Below are 20,872 nucleotides of genomic sequence, written 5' to 3'. Positions count from 1 at the left end.
TGTTACATATGGAAAGGTAGCTATTAAATGAAAAATCAATTAAAAGCCGGAGCTGTTTTGTCATATGTAGCATTGTTTATAAACAGTGCTATTTCTATACTGTATACTCCAATAATGTTACACCAATTAGGGCAGTCAGAATATGGTCTATATAGCTTGGCCACTTCAATAATGGCTTATTTAGGTGTATTAGATTTTGGATTAGGTAGCGCGGTAATTCGATATACAGCGAAATATAAAGCACTTAATGAACAAGAAAAGTGCTCTAATTTGTATGGAATGTTTTGTGTGATGTATGGAGTCTTAGGTTTTATAGCACTAATATGTGGTTGTATTTTGATTTTCACATCTCATCATATATTTTCAAACTCTATAACCACAAGCGATATACAGGCTTTGAAAATAATGATGACTATAATGGTAGTTAACTTGTCTACAAGTGTAGGTTTAGGTCTTTTTAGTGTTCTTATCCTTGCGCATGAAAGGTTTATTGTACAAAAGGTAATTGGTATAGTGAGTTCTGTTATTAGTCCGCTAATTATGCTGCCGTTACTCTTCATGGGCTATGGATCTATTTCAATGGTTATAGTTACAACATCTCTAAATTTACTGACAATCTTCATTAATATGTATTTTTGTTTCAGAGTTTTGAAGATAAAAATTGTTTTAAAAAAGTTCGACTTAAGTTTATTTAAAGAAATCCTATTATTTTCCTCACTGATATTTTTAAATTTATTGATTGATAAAATATATTGGTCTACTGATCAAGTTATTCTTGGTATCTATAGTGGAACAATTGCGGTTTCGATTTACACCATAGGAGCTTCATTCTCTGGATACTTCTCAGCCTTTTCATCCGCTATCTCCAATGTGTTCCTAAGTAAAGTAACAGGAATGGTGACCAAAGAGGTTCCTGATAGAGAAATATCAGATCTATTCATAAGGATCGGCAGAGTTCAATATATCGTCATCTCATTTGCATTAAGTGGATTTATCGCCTTTGGGCAGGAGTTTATTAATTTATGGGTTGGAACTAGTTATAGCAGCTCTTATCTGATTGCTTTATTGATACTTATTCCAATGATTATACCTCTCATCCAAGGAATGGGGGGGATTATCCTTCAAGCAAAAAATATGCAAAAGTTTAAATCGTTTGTGTATATTGCTATTGCCTTAGCAAATGTTTTGTTAAGTATACTTTTCGTACAATGGTGGGGAGCTGTAGGATGTGCCCTTGCAACGGCAATAGCTTTTACCACAGGAAACATCATCATTATGAACATTTATTACTGGAGAAGGATTAAAATTGATATACCTAAATTTTGGAGGAACATTCTTGGTATGAGTGTGCCCCTATTGAGCAGTCTCATTTTTGGAATTACGTTAAATAAATATATTCATGCTGATAATTGGATCTTTTTCTTATTCAAAATTAGTATCTTTTCAATACTATACATGGCCTTGATGTGGTTCGTTGCAATGAATAAGTATGAGAAAAATCTCTTTAAAGATCCAACAAAAAATTTAATAAATCGATTTAGAAAGCGAAAATTAGTTGAGAGTCAAAAAGTTGAAATCTTATGATGTTACCTGCTCACAATCGCCCCTAACATCCATTCGTGAATTATTCAGATGGAGGTTAGGGCTTTTATTTTTCAATGTCAAAGCCAATATTATAAAAAACTGGGATGTATCATTTGGAAAATAAAGGGTTGAATCGATTGAGGAATAAGTTTAAAATACAGAAGAGTGTTCTTAATAAAGAATTTTTTGGATTGGGGGGATAAACTCAAAAAGAGGATAAATGAATTAGAGCGTTCTCAAATCGGCCGAATTAGTTTTTGAAATTTGAGGTAAATTATAACATTGGTGTAGTTAAGTTGTTGGAATCAATCGCATACCTGTTCAATCAACCAGCTAATTAGAAATGAGGATAACAGAAAAAATGAGAAAGATATTAATACCAATATTATTGACAGCATTGTTTTTACAGCTTATTCAATCTACGGCGTTTGCAGTGACAAATGCAAACACAAACACAAACATTGAAAGTGCGGTAAATGTCAAGGTGGATAACATTTATAATTTAGAACTCTCAAGATGGAACATTTTTAATGATGGAACGCATGCAGTAGAAACAACAAATGGTATTAACAAAGCCTTAAAATGGGCACAAGATCAAGGTTATAAAACGTTCAAAGTGCCCGCTGGAACCTACTTAATAGCAAAAGGAAAAGTGGAGAGAGAACCGACGGCAAGAATTAACATGGTTTCCGATATGACCTTCCTGGTTGATGATAGAGCGATTATAAAAAAAGAAACAAGCGGTTTTCAAGGATATCAAACCCTATATATGGGGCGTGAAGTTCATAACGTCATCATTAAAGGTGGCGTCTATCAAGGAGATAAATTAACACACGACTATACAACAAATAAGGGAACACATGAAGGTGGTCATGGCATCGTCATTGAAGGTGCAACTAACATTACGATTGATGGTGTGAAAACAGAGAACTTTACAGGAGACGGTATGTTCGTGGGAGGATGGGCCGAAGGGATTGGAGGATTTGTAGGTCAGCATTTTCAATCAGGCGCCATTGACGATAAAGGCAATCTAATAAACGATTCAAAAAAACAACGCACTGTAAAGAGAATTACGCTTGGCACACAGAAAACCATCACATTCAACCAATCTCAAAATCTTCCGAATCAATTTCACATTTATTTCTACAAGCAGGATGGAACTTTCATATCATCAGAAAAAAATAAAAAACAGGAAGAATGGATCAATGTTCCCGCGGGTGCTAACTATTTTTCACTTGTATTTGACAAACCCTTTGATAATAAAGCCTATATCCTAGGTTGGACCAAAGATGTGTCCAGAAACATAACGATTCAAAATTCTGAATCCTCTTTTAACCGTAGGCAAGGTATTACTATTGCTGGCGTGGATAGCCTGCTTGTAATAAATAACAAAATACACGATACAAAGGGAACAGCTCCAAGTGCGGGAATTGATGTGGAAAGCGAAGGTTTTTTTCCAGACACCAAGATGGTATTTAGAGGAAATCATATCTACAATAACAGCGGTCCTAGCATTGTAGTTTGTGATGGATCTGACGTAACTATAGATGGGAATCGCTTGGAATCCACGGGTGTTACTATTTGGGGCTATATAAAAGGGGCAACTGTGGTAAATAACACATTTGAGAACTCTGGACTCCATACCATGACAACAGCGTCAATACGTAATAATACACTAATTAATTCTAATATCACTGTAGACGCGGCAGGAACGGTTGTTGATGGTGTAAAAGGTACAGATGGAATAATTGGAGTTAATAGCCCGGCCCCATTTACAATTGAAGTGTCCAATGTCAACATCAAAAACACGGGAACCAAGGATGCAGGATTAGCAATATGGAAAAATCCTGTACGTATCAAAAATGTTACGTTCGATGGTCCGACAAAGAATTCTCCTTATCTTGGTGACGCAACAGCAGAGAGTATCTTCGAAAACTTTAAGATTTTAAACAATAATCAAGGCGTGAATGTACTGCCTGGGACATATACCAACTGTACCTTTGAGTTGACAGGAGGCTTACAAGTCAATAGAGATGGGAAATTCGTGCTAGACAACTGCACAATAAAAGGCGGTACGAATATACTTCGCGTGAACACAGCCTCTCCTGATGTGACCGTTCAAAACTCCAATCTTTCGATGACAGGTAATGCACATTGGGTTGCTGCTATATATGTGGAGAAGGCAAAAAACTTTGTGTTTAAAAATAACACCGTAAATGTCAACAGCCTAACACAAGGAGCATCCGTTCTTCGAATCAGCCCTGTTGGTGGGTCAAAACCTACACAAGTATTAGGTGCAGCCCTAACAGGTAATACGATAACAACAAACATGCCTGTGCTTGGGATTGATATTGGTAATAACCAAATCAATGCACCTTCGTATCAAGTAGGCAACAACAAATTGTACAATGCAAAGATAGCTGTAAAGACAAATGATGTTAATGAGGGTAATCAGCTGCTCACGCGTTGATTTAGTTTAACCCTAATAAAGAGAGGAATCCGATTAAAACGGATTCCTCTTTGCCGTTATTAACTTGACTACTAATTTTACAGGCGTAGGTAGTCGGATGATGTCTTCTGGTTGTTCTTAATAGTTGATGCCACTTTATCAATTAATTTTACTATTGGTTTAAATAATAAATTAATAAACCATGATGATATCAAACACAATATTAAGAGCCATGTGAATATTAGAACGGGATATTTGGGAGCGAAGACTAGCGATTGGAATAACGTGCCGTAGAAAAACATATGAGTCAACCAGATATTAGTGGAGTGTTTCCCGAAAAACTCTAAAGAGTTTTGAACTCGTTTTCCTTTTTTTATAATAGTAAATAAGCATATAAAGGGGATGGCTGTAAATGGAGCGATAAATAACGTTTCAATTCGTGAATGTATGAAAACCAATAATAGTATTCCAAGCAGGCATATTGTATTTTTGAAAGGGACTTTATGAATAAGCAGGGACATCTTTGTATATATTTTTTCTTTTGCAAAAACGGAGCCAATAACAAATGGAAGTAATGAGGTTCCTAGAAGAACAATAGAGTTCACAACTGCATTGATATAGACATTACCCCCAAAGTCATATATGTGCTTAATTCGCTGAATATAACTCAGTAAGTAAATGACTCCTGTTATTGAAATCAATAACAATGTATTGTATTTCTTTATTAAGGATACTAACAACGGTGCAAGCAGCACTAAGATGATATAGGTCTGTAAAAACCACCATGCGCCGTTATACGAATAAGATAAAGTGAAAAAGTTAAGAAGAAATTTACTCAGACTACCAGGATACAGATCGCTTTTACCAACTAAGAATCCCACTATAACAAACATAACAAGGATTATCCAATAATTAACGAGCAACTTAAATATTCGCTCAAGATTTCTTTTGAGTACAGATTTTTGCTCGTTATTAATACTTATGTAAAGGCCGTATCCGCTTGCAAAGCAGTAAATGGACACACATGCATCACCAAATAATCCGATGTAGTATACAAAAGGTATCCCATTTATTGTTGGATAGGTTTCATATAACCCATTAACATCTTTCCTGCAGAAGAGGTGTAGCAATAGCATGAATAAGATAGCTACTCCTTTAAGTATGGTCATGTCACGTTTTGAAAACTCCATAATTGATGAACACCGCCTTCAAAAGTAATAATGGTATAATGGTATTATAACACACTTGTTCTTTATAAAGAACATTCATTTAAGGGAAGAAGTGTTATTCATAAAAGTTTGGTATTGTAATTTCTCCTTATTCTTTGCTCCGAAACGAATTTTCTTACGTAAAGGTTCTTCATATATCAAATATATTAAAATACTCAAAAGAATAGATCCAAAAAAGGTAATTAAATGATTAAGTAAGCTTCCCATCGGATAAACTCCAACATAGTTAATAACTAATAAATGAATCATGTAAAACGAAAAGCTGGCTTCTCCTAATAATACAAACAATCTATTTGATAACGCTTTGGAGACAAATCCACCTTGATATGCAAAAATATAAATTAATATACACCACATAGGAACATAGTAAATACTGAATCTAAAAACTTGACTAATATAAGGAGAGAGACTAATCCAAACAACCAATAGACATAAAGAGAATATCTCCAATAAATTAAATAATGACTTATTTATATGATTTTCTTGAACTTTTTTTGTTGCAAACAACATTCCAACTAAAATACCAATAACAAAATCAAATGCTCTAAAAATAGGGAATACATAATAGTACCAATCATCTAGTTTTGCTTCACGATAAAGTGTAGAGAATGTTGTAAGGAATATCATACAGATGAAAGCTAATATTATTATTAAGATTTTTAATGCTCCAGTGTTGATCTTAAGTTTCTGCAACAAATAGACTACAAACGGAAACATGATATAGAAAAATAATTCGTCTGATAAGCTCCAAGATACTGAATTAAATGAATAGGGCATAGTGCCGAAGGGTAAGGGAAAAAAACTTTGTATCATTAATAGATTTGCAAATAAACCAGTAAAGAAATCTCTATCTAAAGTTCTTGCTGAGATCAATAAAACATACGGAATTGAAAGGCCAAGGGTTAGAAGATGGACTGGGTAAACTTTTGCTAATCTTGCAATATAAAAATTTTGAATCGTAGTTTTATTTAATTCAGTGAATTTTGAATGGTAGTTATAAGCTAGTATAAAGCCCGACAAGACGAAGAAAAAAGATACCCCGATATAACCGAATTGAAAGTTTTTAAATAGACCAACACTGTGATAAAGGTAAACCATGAAAGCAGCAAAAAATCTAAATGAAGTTAATGACTTTAGCACGATATCGCCTCCAAATATTGTGTTGTTCTTTTTAAAGAACAACTATTTACATCTTATAAAATAGTTCCATATTCTTCAATAGGAAAATTAAAAGCTTAGTCCTTAGGTTGTGTAATTAAATGATTTTTAGCCTGTTACTATCCTAGTAATCAGAATTAAAAATAAGTAGCATTTTAGAATAGTCTCTGGTACATTCTTAATAAAGAACAATTACATTCTTCTTAAAGGACTTTAATCTAATGAAAGATAGAGGGGCTTCTACATGAATTCACGTTTTGACTAGCTTGATTCAATTAGAGGATTAGCTGCAGTATCAGTAGTTATTTCGCATTTAACTTTAATACCCCAAAATATTGGAATAGTCCAGAAATTGAAGAACACTCCTTTGCATCTAGTGTGGGCTGGACACGAAGCTGTAATTTTATTTTTTATTTTAAGTGGTTTTGTTCTTTCCTTGCCTTATTATAATAAAAAGAACTCTAAGTATAAGGATTACTTAATAAAGAGGATTTTTAGGATTTATCTCCCCTATTTGGTATCTGTTTTTTTAGCGATTGCTTGCGTTTTTGTTTTTTCGCGGGGAGGAATACCAGAATTGAGTAAGTGGTTTAATGGAACGTGGGAAAGGCAACTTACCATTAACCAATTACTAGAACATATACTCATGTTAGGTGATTTTAAAAGTTATAATTTCAATGGTCATTAGTTCATGAGATGAGAATTTCAATCTTATTTCCTCTCTTAATGTATGTTGTCGTAAGAATAGATTGGAAAAAAAGTGTAATAGTAGCGCTAACTTGTTCTATAGTTTATTTTTTTATTTGGTTAACTAGTAACAAGTTATTTAATTATAATATAAGTAAATTTGATACATCTTATATCTTAACAATTCATTATCGGGTTCTTCATCTTAGGTGCTGTATTAGCAAAACATAAAGAGCAAATTCGGGATTTTTACGTGAACTTATCAAAATCATTCAAAATTTTATTATTGTTAGCGGGTATACTTACATATACATATTCTTTCTGGTTTTTTCCAAATACATTTTATGTTCATTTTGTTATTATTAATGATTGGGCCATAGCAATTGGAAGTTCATTGTTTATCATAAGCAGTCTTGGATCAAGAAGCATTAGTAAGGTATTACTGATGCAACCTATTCAATTCACGGGGAAAATCTCTTACAGTTTGTATCTGTTTCACACGACAGTAATATTTTCGATGATGAATTTGTTGTATGATAAATTGCCAATGGTTATCATCCTGTGTACATCATTCGTTCTTTCAATTATCGTTGCAACTTTCGGATACTACGCAATAGAGCAACCATCAATTAAGCTTGGTAAATTACTAACTTTTGGGAAAATGAATAAACATAATAATCATAAGTTAACAGTAAAAAAATACATCTAAGAGTATGACGAACAAGACGCTAGCCTCATTTTTAAGAACATTTTTATGCTTTAAGAGATCTCCCATTGCGATATCTCAAAAATGAGATTGTTAGGAGAAGACTATCATTTTTTGCTTTCATATGAAGGATGGATTCTTTAGGAGCTGCGGAAGTGTTTAAGAGTATATAGATTATTTATAGTTCAGTAAGGCACCATCAGACATAAATAAGATGACTCCTACTCATATAGAAGTCATCTTATTTCATTTAGTATGGAACTGCTGAAGGAGTTTTAGTAGAAAAGCTTCCAATAAAAGGATGACCAAATATCTCGGATTAATAAGTATTATGTACTTAGAAAAGGTCAATACATTATGAAATTTTCGAAATAATATTAAATAAGTATTTCCGAGGTAGTCTTTTTTTGTACATAGTAAGACCCATGTTGTACAAGAAATCTATATTTTTAGTACTAATCGCGGTTAAGTACTCTTTTGAAAAGACTTTTACAGAACCTTCTGTGCTAAGACACTCGATTAACTTATCATTATTTACGTATTCTTCAATTAACGTTTTAATCTCAGATTTACTCAATTTACCGTTAAATAAATTATAAAGACACGTTTTGAATGTATTTAGCAGCATTACACTTATACCATTCAATCGGGAGTTTTTACTATCTTGATAAAACTCGTCAATTACTTCCTTTTGGATCTGGTATCCATTTATCATATCTTCAAACAAGTAGGGCATGTATTTACTTGTAAATCCTCCCGCTCTGTAATAATAAAGGGTTTTATTTATAATTTTAACTTTATCCGCACGTAATAATATTTCTAAATTATAATAAAGATCATCACCCAAAAAGTGAATTCTATCCAAATATTTACCGCTGGTTACAAGGATGTCTTTTCTATATAATTTCGCAACTAAGTAGGTTGGAAAAGGATGACCGTGTAGATACGCTGCCGCTAATTCGTTTTTTATTTCATCTTTATTGTATATTCTATCATTATTAAAAAAGTGGCTCTTATTTTTCCGCTTTATTAGTTTACCATTTCCCAAGACTTTGAAGTCATTACATACTGTAATGTCCACACGCTCTCTCTCAGACTCATTGTATAGGATTTCGATCGTATTTTTATCAATCCAGTCGTCAGCATCTACAAACATAATGTACTCTGATTTTGCGGCTTGAATACCTCTTCTTCTTGTAGCAATGCTCCCTTCGTTTGTTTTGCTAATAGTTACAATTCTTCTATCGAGTATTTCATACTTTCTACAAATCCCCAAACTGCTGTCCGTTGACCCATCATTTACCAAAATAAGCTCAAAGTCCACAAATGTTTGATTAATAATAGATTTAATACATTTATGAAGCTTTTGTCCTGCATTATAAATTGGTACTATAACACTTACTTTACTCATTGATAAGACCCCTTTCGAGACATTCTTAATAAAGAATATCATATTCTCGATAAAGAACATAGGACCGAAATAAATATTTATGTCAAAAGTCTTATGGTTTTTTATTCTATCTAGTATAGTAGCCCTAGCAAATAACCCATCTAATGAATAATATGCAATATTAGATTAAAATGGAGGTGTTAGCTATGGCAAAGATTCAGGTCACAACGGCATTGAAAGCGAATTTGCCCGTATTAAGTGAAGGTGAGTTCTGTTTTTGCACGGATACAGGTGAATTATTCATTGGTGCACAACAAGGGAATGTTCAATTGGGTACAATTCAGGACATTGGGATTAAATCCAGCCAGTTGGACAGTACCAATTGGGCTGAAGGCAAGACACTTGAGGTTGATTCAAATGGAAAGCTCTCATTTGTTGATAAGCCAACAGTTATCACGAGTCTCAGTGACCTAAGTGATGTTGATCTAACTTCTGCTCCTCCACTTAACGGGAGTGTTTTGCAATTTGATAATGGTAATTGGAAAACAGCAAATTTAGCAGAGACGAGTTCCACTACTAATAGTTCAATCTATATTATTGAGCTAGGTCGTTGGGGAATTAATAATGATGGAACCAATGGGGCAAAAACGACACAAGGTATTAATAATGCTATTGTCTGGGCAAAAGCCAATAGTTATCAGCAAGTTATTTTGCCGCAAGGAACTTATCTTATTGATAAAAACTCGTCAGTCAAACTTTTGAGCAATACAATCTACACGTTCTATGGATGCGTATTTATTAAAGAAGCTAATAATCTTACGGGATATAATGTTTTGCTGTGTGATAGCATAAGTAACGTGGTCATTCAAGGTGCAACGATTAAAGGTGATAGAGAATCTCATATTTACACAAGCGGCAGCACACATGAATGGGGTTATGGTATTGAAAGTAAGAATTCATGCTATAACATTGTTGTTAAAGATTGTGATGTGAGTGAATGCACAGGAGATGGATTTACGACATCAATGGATTTTTCAGCTATTGGCGGGGCTCAGCACCCGGGTCATTTTGCAAAAGGGGATATAGACACTAAAGGTAATGTGGACAGCACGAAGGTGGATTATACCACAGTAACTAAGTTTTTCGATGTTACTGGAGATCTCGTTAAATCTGAAGGTTATTTCTATTATTCAGGCGATGGATATGGTGGTTATGGTACTGGAAGTAACCTGAATAAAACAGTAATTAAAGTTCACTTTTATAAAACGGACGGTTCGTACTTGGGGTTTAGAACTACTAGATCTTATGAATTCATTTATTTAGATTCACTGCCTGTAGGGACAACTAAAGTAAGGTTCTCGTTCCCTCAGAACTATGATGCTATGAATGGCAACCTACACTATGTGATGTGTGCCAAAATCCCACAATATATAGATATTGTTAATTGTAAATTGCATAAGAATAGAAGACTCGGCGCTTCAGTTGGGGGAGGAAGATTTGTAACCTTTGATAGTTGTGAAATATATGATAATAGTAATCCAATGAGCATTTCTTCCGGTACTAATCCTGGCTATGGCGTTGACATCGAAGACGGATACATGGCCAATCAAAAAATTACGTTTAGAAACTGTAATTTTTACGATAATAGGGCGGGTGCACTTATATGTGTTAGTACTAGAGGTGTTTACCTAGAAAATAATAAATTCCGGGGAAATGTTAATTTAAGTGGTAGCGGTGATGATTATTTATCTTTGAATAACATGTATTACGGTAGTATTACGGGCAGGTCAATCACAAGCGGCACTGAAGCTGATGGTACTTTCTGTACCTTTAGAAACGATTCAGTGTTCAATGGAGACTGCAGTATTAATGCTGGTAATACAACACTTGAAAATTGTGTATTCTCTAAAAGCAACCTCATTTTAAGTGGAGAGACGGCAAAAATTATCAATTGCAAGCTGACATTTGATGACCCTAATAGAGCAGCAATTGGTTTTACAAGTAAAAATACAGAAGTATATAACTCAGTATTTGATATTAGAAGAAGCGGGCCATGGGCCGCGGCTTACAATAGCAGTGAAAACGTTATCTTTTCAAACGTCAAGTTCATTACGAATTTACCTGGTGGATCCTATGCGGGTGGAAATTATGTAGGTACTAAGAATTTAGTAGTTTCAAATTGTGAATTTATCCATCTAGGCACTAGTATGAATTATAGTGGAATGACCGTATCGGAATCAATGTTAATTGAGAATTCTACGTTTAAGAATCAATCGCTAAGAATCGATGGAGGTGGATTATTTTCTTCTGAGAAGTTAGCTGCAGATCCGGGTTATGTTACACATGCATTTAAGAATAACAAAATTATTTGGGATGTGCCATTTAGTTCGGCGGTCCATGAAACCAGGGGGCCTGGAGTCTCTTTCAGTTATATACCGCGGTTAGAAGTAAGTAATAACAAAATACGAGTTATTGATCAAGGTGTTGCACTTGGGCAAATGTACACACTGCGCATATTCACCGAGAATCAGCTAACACTTTCTAATAATAGCATTACGACTGCCAATTACTCCGGTACTAACACAATGGGGACAATTACTATTGAAGGAGCTTATCGAATAGCTAATTCAGTGATACCCAAGCCTAAGTCAATTATTGTAGTACAAAATAATAGTCAAGTAAATTCGGCGATTGTTTTTACAAGTAACGTAAATATGCAGCTTGAAAAAAATATTTTGGGTAATATCTTAATGCCTTCTTTAGCTTCATCTGTACCGAGTTTTGGTTCTTATAGTGTTGGGGAGCTGTTGTATAATACTGCACCTGCTCCTGGCGGATACATTGGATGGGTTTGTGTAACAGCTGGTACAGCAAATAACAACTCATGGACACAGAATAAAGCATACTCTATTAATGACTTAGTAAATGCAAATGGAAAAGTTTACAGAGCAACTACAGCAGGAACAAGCGGCACAATACCTCCTTCCCATACAACAGGTGTTGCTAATGATGGAGGCGTATCGTGGGCATATGTAAATGGATTGGCTGTATTCAAACCATTCGGACTAATTTCAAATTAGGCTTATAAGCCAGAATAAACCTTTCGTTTTATTCTGGCTATTTTACTAAAGAGGAAAACGTTCTCATGTCTAGAAACGAAAGCACTACAACTGTATCTGTGAAAATCGTGCGTTATAATGAAAAAATAAAGTTGACACGTTCGTTATGAAGAACTAAAATGAGAGATAAATACAGTTAGCAACTTAAAAAGGTCATTATTTCTATAATGTCGTTCTTTATAAAGAATAATTGTTTTGTAGAGTATGTATTCATTGATTATAACATATTCGCCACGACAGTTAATCATGATGAGAGCATGAATTTTTATTGTCTGTTTGTTCTTTATAAAGAACGGCCCAGGGATCTTTATTATAGTTTCGGTGATGCCTCCTAACCGTTATCAATGGAAGCACTCGACCATGCTGTGGGTTGAAATAGACCTTAGACGCGAGTCGTCGATAGTGTGGTGCGAGGAGGGGTTAGATGCCCTGAATGAAATAAAGTTTTTAATTATACGGTCTTTTCTACAAAAGGCCATATACTTAAGTACTTTATAGAAAGGGTGGAATGATCTTGTCGTACCGTCAAAGATTATCACTGTTAATCGTTGCGGATTCCTTTATCGTATTGACCTGTATTTTCTTTAGCCGGTTTTTATTAAGTGCGAAGTTCGACGTCATCACTTTGCCATTAGTGATAAGTTCAATTACTTTGTTGCTCAGTCATCACTTATTTTCATTGATGTATAAGCTTTATAAGAAGGCCTGGGAGCATGCAAGTGTCGGAGAACTGTTAATTATTCTTAAAGCAGTTACATTCTCCATTATCACGGCTGCATGTATTCAACAAGTCATCGTACAGGATATCTATTTCCGTTTGCTTGCCGTTACATGGATGCTGCACATTTTACTTATCGGGGGCTCCCGGTTCTGCTGGCGGCTACTTAGGGGCTCATTTAATAGTAAGACTCAGAATAAGAGGCGAACTTTAATCATCGGTGCGGGTTCAGCGGGGACAATGGTTGCAAGACAACTTATTAAAAATTCCGAAACAGAATTGTTACCTATTGCATTTATTGACGATAACGTGAATATCCACCAACTTGATATTTTGGGGTTACCCGTGATTGGAGGCACTAGTCGTATTGAACGGGCAGTAAAAGATTTACATATAGAGAATATTATTATTGCAATTCCTTCTTTAGGGAAAAAGGAGTTAAACACTATTTTTCAGGAATGTGCGAAGACGAATGCGAAAACACAAACTTTACCTATGTTAGAGGACATTGTAACAGGAAAGCTATCGGTTAGTCAGTTCCAGGATGTACAGGTTGAAGATTTATTGGGACGAGAACCGGTTGAGTTAGATATTGAGAGTGTATCGGATTTTATTACAGATAAGGTTGTCTTGGTGACTGGTGCTGGTGGATCAATTGGCTCGGAGATTTGTCGCCAGATCACAAAGTTTAACCCGCGACAGTTAATTTTATTAGGACATGGTGAGAACAGTATTTATTCGATTGAAATGGAATTAAAAGACGAGTCATTACATAAGCAAATCGAATTTAGTACTGAAATCGCAGATATACAAGACGCTCAAAAGATGATGTCTATTATGAATAAATATCATCCTGATGTCGTATATCATGCTGCAGCTCATAAGCACGTACCATTAATGGAACGAAACCCTGAAGAAGCAATAAAGAACAATGTAATCGGAACCATGAATGTTGCTAAGGCAGCGAGCAAGTATGGGGTAGATACATTTGTCATGATTTCGACCGATAAAGCCGTAAATCCGACAAGCGTGATGGGTGCAACTAAAAAATTGGCCGAAATGATTATTCAAGATATGGATAGAAATAGTGAAACGAAGTTCGTTGCAGTTCGATTCGGCAATGTATTAGGAAGCCGTGGAAGTGTAATTCCCCGTTTTAAAAAGCAAATTGAAAAAGGTGGACCGGTTTCGGTCACTCATCCCGAAATGATTCGATATTTCATGACCATCCCGGAGGCTTCAAGGTTGGTCATTCAGGCTGGGGCTTTAGCTAAAGGCGGAGAGATATTTGTTTTAGATATGGGGGACCCCGTAAAAATTGTCGATCTGGCCAAAAACTTGATTAAACTTTCTGGAAATTCAATCGAAGAGATCGGCATTGAGTTTACAGGTATGAGACCAGGAGAAAAACTTTTTGAAGAGTTATTGAAAGCGGATGAGGTCGGTGAGAAGCAAGTTTATCCAAAGATCTATATTGGTAAAACGGCGGATCTTTACGTAGATGAAATCTTAGAAATACTATCGACATTCCATACACTTGATAAAGCAAATATAAGGGAACAATTGTTGAATTTAGCAAATGGCAATGTGATAGCTATACCGAAAAAACTAATTTCAATTGTTTAAAGAGAAGGAGAATGCAACCATGAAAGTAAGAAAAGCCATCATTCCAGCCGCTGGTCTGGGCACTAGATTCCTTCCCGCAACGAAGGCCATGCCCAAAGAGATGCTGCCAATTGTCGATAAACCGACGATTCAATATATCGTGGAAGAAGCTGTAGAGTCAGGGATTGAGGACATCATTATCGTGACGGGCAAAGGGAAACGGGCGATCGAGGATCATTTCGATAATTCGTTTGAGCTGGAGCAAAATTTATTCGAAAAGCAGAAATTCGATCTGCTAACGGAAGTACAGAAATCCTCCAAAGTCGATATTCATTACATTCGGCAGAAAGAGCCAAGAGGTCTGGGACATGCCATCTGGTGTGCGCGCAAGTTTATTGGCGAAGAGCCTTTCGCCGTGCTGCTCGGCGATGATATCGTTCGGGCGAATAAGCCTTGTCTGAAGCAGATGATGGACCAATACGATTACCGTCATTCCTCCATCATTGGCGTGAAGCATGTCGCTGACAGCGATGTGTCCAGATACGGAATCGTGGACGGTCATACGATTGAGAAGGGCTTGTACAGCATCAACCATTTAGTTGAAAAACCTAAGAAGGAAGAGGCACCGTCGAATCTGGCGATCATGGGCCGTTACATTTTGACGCCGAGAATTTTCGATATCCTGAATAATCAGAAACCGGGGGCCGGCGGGGAAATTCAGCTTACGGATGCCATTGAGGAATTGAACTTGCTCGAGTCGGTCTACGCTTATGAATTTGAAGGAGAGCGGTTTGATGTAGGCGAGAAGTTAGGGTTTATCCAGACGACGATTGATTACGCCCTGCAGCGGGACGATCTCAGATTCGAGCTGCTGAAATATCTCTCCTCCGTGCTGGAGAAAGAATTGATTAAGTAGGGGATGCGGATGTCTAAGAAAGTGCTGTTATGCGCCACGGTCGATTATCATTTCAAAGCGTTTCACTTGCCCTATATGAAATGGTTCAAAGAGCAGGGGTGGGAGGTCCATATTGCCGCCAAAGGGGATATGGACCTTCCTTATGTAGATGCGAAGTTCAATATTCCGATCCAAAGATCGCCTTTCCATCGTAATAACTTGCTTGCATATAAGCAATTAAAGTCCATCATTACGGAGAATCAGTATGATATCGTCCACTGTCATACGCCAATGGGCGGGGTCCTGGCGCGGTTGGCTGCGCGTGAAGCGCGCAAGCAGGGAACGAGGGTGCTGTACACGGCGCATGGCTTCCACTTTTGCAAAGGAGCTCCTCTCCTGAATTGGTTGGTCTACTATCCGCTTGAGAAAATGATGTCCTCATTGACGGACTGTTTGATCACGATCAATCAGGAGGATTATGATCTTGCGATCAATCGCCGGTTCCGGGCGGGGCGAATCGAGCATGTGCATGGCGTTGGCGTAGATACCCATAGATTTCAACCTACAAATGAAAAGCATAAACATGCGCTGAAAACGATGATGGGCTATAAGCGGGATGATGTTCTCCTGTTCTATGCAGCGGAATTCAATACGAACAAGAATCAGCAAATGATTCTTCATGCTATGGCGTCATTGAAGGATAGTGCTCCTAACGTCAAGCTATTGCTCGCCGGTCAAGGGCCGCTCAAGGAACAGTGCCAAGCGCTCGCCAAAGAAATGGGTGTGACGGATCGCGTGGATTTCCTTGGCTATCGGGACGATATCGACCGTCTCCTGCCAATGTGTGATGTGGCGGTTGCATCCAGTATGCGGGAAGGCCTTCCGGTGAACCTTATGGAAGCAATGGCTTGCGCGCTCCCGATCATCGCTAGCGACAATAGAGGTCACAGAGAGCTGGTCCGCAATGACCATAACGGCTGGCTTATCGCGCCTAATGACCAGGAGGCAATGGCCGCCAGGATCAAACAACTGGCCGGCGACAAGGAGCTGCGGGAGAGTCTGGGCAAGCAGGGACGGGAAATCGTCGAAAGAAGGTATGCCATTCATCAAGTACTGGATGAGAAGCGTACGATCTATTCTTTATTTATGAATGAAAAGGCGGATGTCATGTGGGCAATCCAATAAGAATTTTGCACGTAGTGGTCAATATGAATCGCGGCGGGGCGGAGACGCTCCTCATGAATTTATACCGCAATATCGACCGCACCAAGGTTCAGTTCGACTTCCTGACCAGCAAAGCCGGTGTCTTCGATGCGGAGATTACGGAGATGGGTGGAGTGATTCATCGGATTCCGTATGTATCGGATGTCGGTCATGCGAAATACATTCAAGCCCTTGATCATTTCTTCGCGGCTCATTCCCATTACAAAGTCGTGCATGCGCATATGGATAAAATGAGCGGATTCGTCTTGCGCTCCGCGAAGAAAGCGGGGGCTCCGATCCGTATAGCGCATAGTCATAATACGAGCAGTGAAGGCAGTATGGCGGCCAAGGCTTATAAGTGGGTTGCGGGGACATTCATTCGTTCTTGTGCGACGCACTTTTTGGCATGTTCCCATAAAGCGGCCCAATGGTTGTTCGCCAACCGAGGGAATCAAGCGGTGATCCTCAAGAACGGGATTGAGAGCGAGAAGTTTGCGTTCTCCCTAGAGGTTAGAGAGCAAGTAAGGCAGGAGCTGAGCCTTCCTCTAGATCATTATGTTGTAGGGCATGTCGGGCGATTCGCTCATCAGAAAAATCATGCCTTCCTCATTGAACTCTTCGCAAAGCTGAATCAAGAAAAGAAGAACACGGTGTTGGTCTTGGCGGGGGACGGTCCGCTTCGCGCGGAGATGGAGAAGAAAGTGATGATGATGGATCTCCAGCATCAAGTGAGGTTCTTGGGTGTACGCAGCGACATTACACGACTGCTTCAAGCTTTCGATATGTTCGTCTTTCCTTCTCTGCACGAAGGCCTGCCTGTAACGCTCATTGAAGCGCAGGGAGCCGGACTGCCGTGCCTCATCTCGGATGAGATTACCCAAGAAGTGGATATGGGCATCCACTTGGTCGAACGGCTGCCTTTGAGGGATAAGTCGTTATGGGTCGACCGAATGAAGGCTGTTATGACGAAGAATTCACCTAGACAGATTCCGCAGATGTCTTTATCCAACAAAGGTTATGACATTAAGAATACAGCTGGCTGGACAGAGGGGTTCTATCTAGGCATATTGAGGTGATCGTATGAAGAAGCTTACTGTGTTTACTCCGACTTACAATAGAGCATATTGCCTTCATATATGTTATGAAAGTCTGAAGAGACAAACATCCAAGGATTTCATCTGGTTAATTATTGACGATGGCTCGACGGATCGGACAGAGGAATTGGTGGCCGGCTGGATGGCCGAGAACAAGATCGAAATACGTTATCACCGGCAGGACAACCAAGGTATGCATGGGGCCCACAATACGGCCTACAGCCTTATCGATACGGAATTGAATGTATGTATCGATTCAGACGATTACATGCCGGATCGTGCCGTAGAACAGATCAACGCATTCTGGGAGAAACACGGGAATGAACGAGTCAGCGGCATCATTGGGCTGGATTCTTATACCGATGGGCGCATTATCGGCACAAGGCTGCCTGAAGATTTGAAGACGTCAACTCTATTTCAACTGTATAACAAGCATCGTGTTACGGGAGACAAGAAGCTTGTCTATCGAACGGAGTTAACCCGGAACTATCCGTATCCGATTTTCGAGAATGAGAAATATGTAGGCTTGGCCTACAAGTATTACATGCTGGACCAACAGTACGAAATGCTCCTGATGAATGAGGTGCTGTGCTGCGTCGAATATTTACCGGACGGTTCCTCCATGAACATGTTGAAGCAGTACCGCAGGAACCCAAAAGGTTTTGCTTTTTACCGTAAGGAGCTGATGAAGCTGCCGTTTGCCGGCTCGCTGTTCAAATTCAGACAATCGATCCATTATGTATCCTCCAGCATGACTTCCGGCAATCGCAGATTTATGGAGGAAACGCCGGCGAAGCTGCTCACCTTCCTCGCCATTCCATTCGGTTTCCTGCTCTACTGGTATGTTATTCGGAAAACAAGAATCTCGTAAGCAACGAAAGGAAATCACTTATGGCCATCTTGTGGGCTAATTTGGTTGTCGTCTATGTCGCTTCCCTATTTTCAAGATATTTGGCTAAACCTGTGGCAATCGGCTCCGGACCTCCGATGGTTAAGCCTAACAAATGGCTGACGGTCATCGTGATGGCAACGTTCGCCTTGGTAGCGGGGCTGCGTAACAATATCGGCGATACTTATTTTTATATGTATACTTACAGGATCACTGATTTTACGTGGGTACAAATTATGTCTGAAAAAGATATAGGATTCGGAATCTTACAAAAAATTTTGAAGTCTTACACAGAGAATCCTCAGTTATTGATATTCCTAACGGCATTAGTTACCAATGTACTCATCGTCTATGTGCTTTACAAGTATTCCAGACTATTTGAAGTAAGTATCTATATATACATCACATCGGGTCTTTACATCGTATCCATGAACGGCGTCAGACAATTTTTGGCCTCTGCCATCGTTTTTGCGGCTACGAAGTTTTTATTCGAAGGAAATTGGAAGAAGTATTTCCTGATCGTTGCCTTCGCTTCTTTATTCCACGGCAGTGCTTTGATCCTTATTCCGGTCTATTTCATCGTGAGAAGAAAGGCCTGGACATCATCCACGTTTGTTCTCTTGGCTTTGGCTGTTGTCCTGATCATGGGCTATAGCGTTTTGTCGGATGCCATCTTCTCAGCAATTGCGGACACGCATTACAGTGAGTATCAGAATTTCCAAGAAGGCGGGGCTAGCATTATTAGGGTAATCATCGGCGCAATTCCGTTGATACTTGCCTACCTAGGAAGAAACAAGCTGAGAGAAATATTCCCGTACGGCGACTACGTCGTCAATATGTCACTGCTGAATTTCGTCGTGATGGCCATTGCCACACAGAACTGGATATTCGCAAGGTTTACAATCTATTTCGGTCTGTATAATGTCCTTCTGATGTCCTGGGTCATCAGCCTATTTGTTCGAAGAGAACAGAAGTTCATGTATTACGCCATTCTGGGTTTTTACTTGATTTATTTCTACTTTGAGAACGTAGTGACTCTAAATATCATTTATAAAAGTGACTACTTGAAATTTTAAACAAGGTGAGGTCTAAAAATATGCCCATCCTCATAACAGGCGGAGCCGGTTATATCGGCAGCCACACCTGCGTAGAATTGTTAAATGCGGGATATGAAATTGTCGTTGTGGACAATCTGTGCAACAGCAGTGCGGAGTCGTTACGGCGGGTTAAGGAGTTAACCGGCAAAGATTTTCAGTTCTATCAGATGGATTTACTGAATCGGACTGATCTGGAGAACGTGTTCAGGCAGCACAGCATTGAAGCGGTTATTCATTTTGCTGGGCTCAAAGCAGTAGGCGAATCTGTGCGTTTGCCGCTTCGTTACTACCATACGAATATTACGGGGACGCTGATCCTCTGTGAGCTCATGCAGCAATACGGAGTCCATCGAATCGTATTCAGTTCCTCGGCTACCGTGTACGGCTTGTCCGAACGAGTGCCGATTACGGAGAATACGCCGTTAGGCGCAACCAACGCCTACGGACGAACGAAACAAATCATCGAAGAAATCATGCAGGACCTGCACGTGTCCGATCCATCATGGAGCATTGCGCTTCTGCGCTATTTCAACCCGATTGGAGCTCACAGCAGCGGCAGATTAGGCGAAGACCCGAACGGTGTGCCGAATAATCTTGTGCCCTATATTACACAGGTGGCCGTGGGCAGATTGAAAGAAGTGCAAATCTACGGCAATGATTATGCAACGCCCGATGGTACGGGCGTGAGGGATTATATTCACGTCGTCGATCTGGCACGCGGTCATTTGAAGGCATTGGAGAAGGTGATGGCTGCTACGGGAGTGGAAGCTTACAACCTGGGGACAGGACGCGGATACAGTGTGATGGAAATGGTCGCTGCATTCGAAGGCGTAACAGGGAAACGCATCCCCTACAGAGTGACCGAACGAAGAGCCGGCGATATCGGGGTTTGTTACGCCGATGCCACGAAAGCGCAGCGGGAGCTGGGATGGGTCGCGGAGTTGGGCATTGAAGAGATGTGCCGGGACGCTTGGCATTGGCAATCGAGAAACCCGCACGGATACCAAGAAGCGGCACCAATCGTACACGCCAATTAAAGGAAAATACCT

General features: G+C 38.8%; 15 protein-coding genes. 12 read left to right on the top strand and 3 right to left on the bottom strand.

From position 1 onward, the window contains the following. The first annotated feature begins 27 nt into the window (after positions 1-27). Positions 28-1,584: an oligosaccharide flippase family protein gene (locus PUT07_RS05665; protein WP_274466844.1), complete on the top strand. Its 1,557-nt coding sequence runs from the start codon at positions 28-30 to the stop codon at positions 1,582-1,584. A gap of 361 nt (positions 1,585-1,945) precedes the next feature. Further along, positions 1,946-4,054, top strand: a complete 2,109-nt coding sequence (locus PUT07_RS05660; protein ID WP_274466843.1) for a right-handed parallel beta-helix repeat-containing protein — start codon at positions 1,946-1,948, stop codon at positions 4,052-4,054. Positions 4,055-4,131: 77 nt separating this feature from the next. On the opposite strand, the gene PUT07_RS05655 is transcribed toward PUT07_RS05660, so the two are convergent. Further along, positions 4,132-5,202 (bottom strand): acyltransferase family protein, encoded by a 1,071-nt coding sequence (locus PUT07_RS05655; RefSeq protein WP_274467476.1) that lies wholly within the window; start codon positions 5,200-5,202, stop codon positions 4,132-4,134. Between the two features lie 96 nt (positions 5,203-5,298). Beyond that, positions 5,299-6,402 (bottom strand): acyltransferase family protein, encoded by a 1,104-nt coding sequence (locus tag PUT07_RS05650; protein ID WP_274466842.1) that lies wholly within the window; start codon positions 6,400-6,402, stop codon positions 5,299-5,301. Positions 6,403-6,694: 292 nt separating this feature from the next. Between PUT07_RS05650 and PUT07_RS35560 the strand changes: the two genes are divergently transcribed. After that, positions 6,695-7,108 (top strand): acyltransferase family protein, encoded by a 414-nt coding sequence (locus PUT07_RS35560; protein WP_379239634.1) that lies wholly within the window; start codon positions 6,695-6,697, stop codon positions 7,106-7,108. 186 nt (positions 7,109-7,294) lie between these two features. Then, positions 7,295-7,816, top strand: coding sequence for an acyltransferase family protein (locus PUT07_RS35555; protein WP_379239633.1), 522 nt, complete (start codon positions 7,295-7,297; stop codon positions 7,814-7,816). A 352-nt stretch (positions 7,817-8,168) separates the two neighbouring features. Here PUT07_RS35555 and PUT07_RS05645 read toward each other — a convergent pair whose 3' ends face one another. Next, entirely contained in the window at positions 8,169-9,224 is a 1,056-nt protein-coding gene (locus tag PUT07_RS05645) for a glycosyltransferase family 2 protein (RefSeq protein ID WP_274466840.1), read from the bottom strand. A gap of 185 nt (positions 9,225-9,409) precedes the next feature. Here PUT07_RS05645 and PUT07_RS05640 point away from each other — a divergent pair, with 185 nt between their 5' ends. The 8 genes from PUT07_RS05640 (at position 9,410) to galE (ending at position 20,860) form a co-directional block, all read left to right on the top strand. Next, the gene (locus PUT07_RS05640) at positions 9,410-12,283 is read left to right on the top strand and encodes a right-handed parallel beta-helix repeat-containing protein (RefSeq protein ID WP_274466839.1); all 2,874 of its coding nucleotides are present in this window, start codon (positions 9,410-9,412) and stop codon (positions 12,281-12,283) included. Between the two features lie 553 nt (positions 12,284-12,836). Continuing rightward, positions 12,837-14,666 carry a polysaccharide biosynthesis protein gene (locus PUT07_RS05635; protein WP_274466838.1) on the top strand — a complete coding sequence of 610 codons (1,830 nt, stop codon included), beginning with the start codon at positions 12,837-12,839 and terminating at the stop codon, positions 14,664-14,666. Positions 14,667-14,685: 19 nt separating this feature from the next. Then, a complete protein-coding gene (gene galU / locus PUT07_RS05630) occupies positions 14,686-15,561 on the top strand; it encodes a UTP--glucose-1-phosphate uridylyltransferase GalU (protein WP_274466837.1) in 876 nt (291 codons plus the stop codon). Positions 15,562-15,570: 9 nt separating this feature from the next. Continuing rightward, entirely contained in the window at positions 15,571-16,725 is a 1,155-nt protein-coding gene (locus tag PUT07_RS05625; RefSeq protein WP_274466836.1) for a glycosyltransferase family 4 protein, read from the top strand. Beyond that, positions 16,710-17,819 carry a glycosyltransferase family 1 protein gene (locus PUT07_RS05620; protein WP_274466835.1) on the top strand — a complete coding sequence of 370 codons (1,110 nt, stop codon included), beginning with the start codon at positions 16,710-16,712 and terminating at the stop codon, positions 17,817-17,819. Before PUT07_RS05625 ends, PUT07_RS05620 begins: the two co-directional genes overlap by 16 nt. A gap of 4 nt (positions 17,820-17,823) precedes the next feature. Continuing rightward, entirely contained in the window at positions 17,824-18,708 is an 885-nt protein-coding gene (locus tag PUT07_RS05615; RefSeq protein ID WP_274466834.1) for a glycosyltransferase family 2 protein, read from the top strand. Between the two features lie 20 nt (positions 18,709-18,728). Further along, a complete protein-coding gene (locus PUT07_RS05610) occupies positions 18,729-19,802 on the top strand; it encodes an EpsG family protein (RefSeq protein ID WP_274466832.1) in 1,074 nt (357 codons plus the stop codon). Positions 19,803-19,822: 20 nt separating this feature from the next. Further along, positions 19,823-20,860 (top strand): UDP-glucose 4-epimerase GalE, encoded by a 1,038-nt coding sequence (gene galE, locus PUT07_RS05605; RefSeq protein ID WP_274466831.1) that lies wholly within the window; start codon positions 19,823-19,825, stop codon positions 20,858-20,860. The last annotated feature ends 12 nt before the right edge of the window (positions 20,861-20,872 follow it).

Origin of the sequence: Paenibacillus sp. MAHUQ-63 (genome assembly GCF_028765165.1) — a bacterium.
GTDB lineage: Bacteria > Bacillota > Bacilli > Paenibacillales > NBRC-103111 > Paenibacillus_E.
Note: the sequence above shows the minus strand (reverse complement) of the source record. Positions and strands in the feature narration are given on the sequence as shown.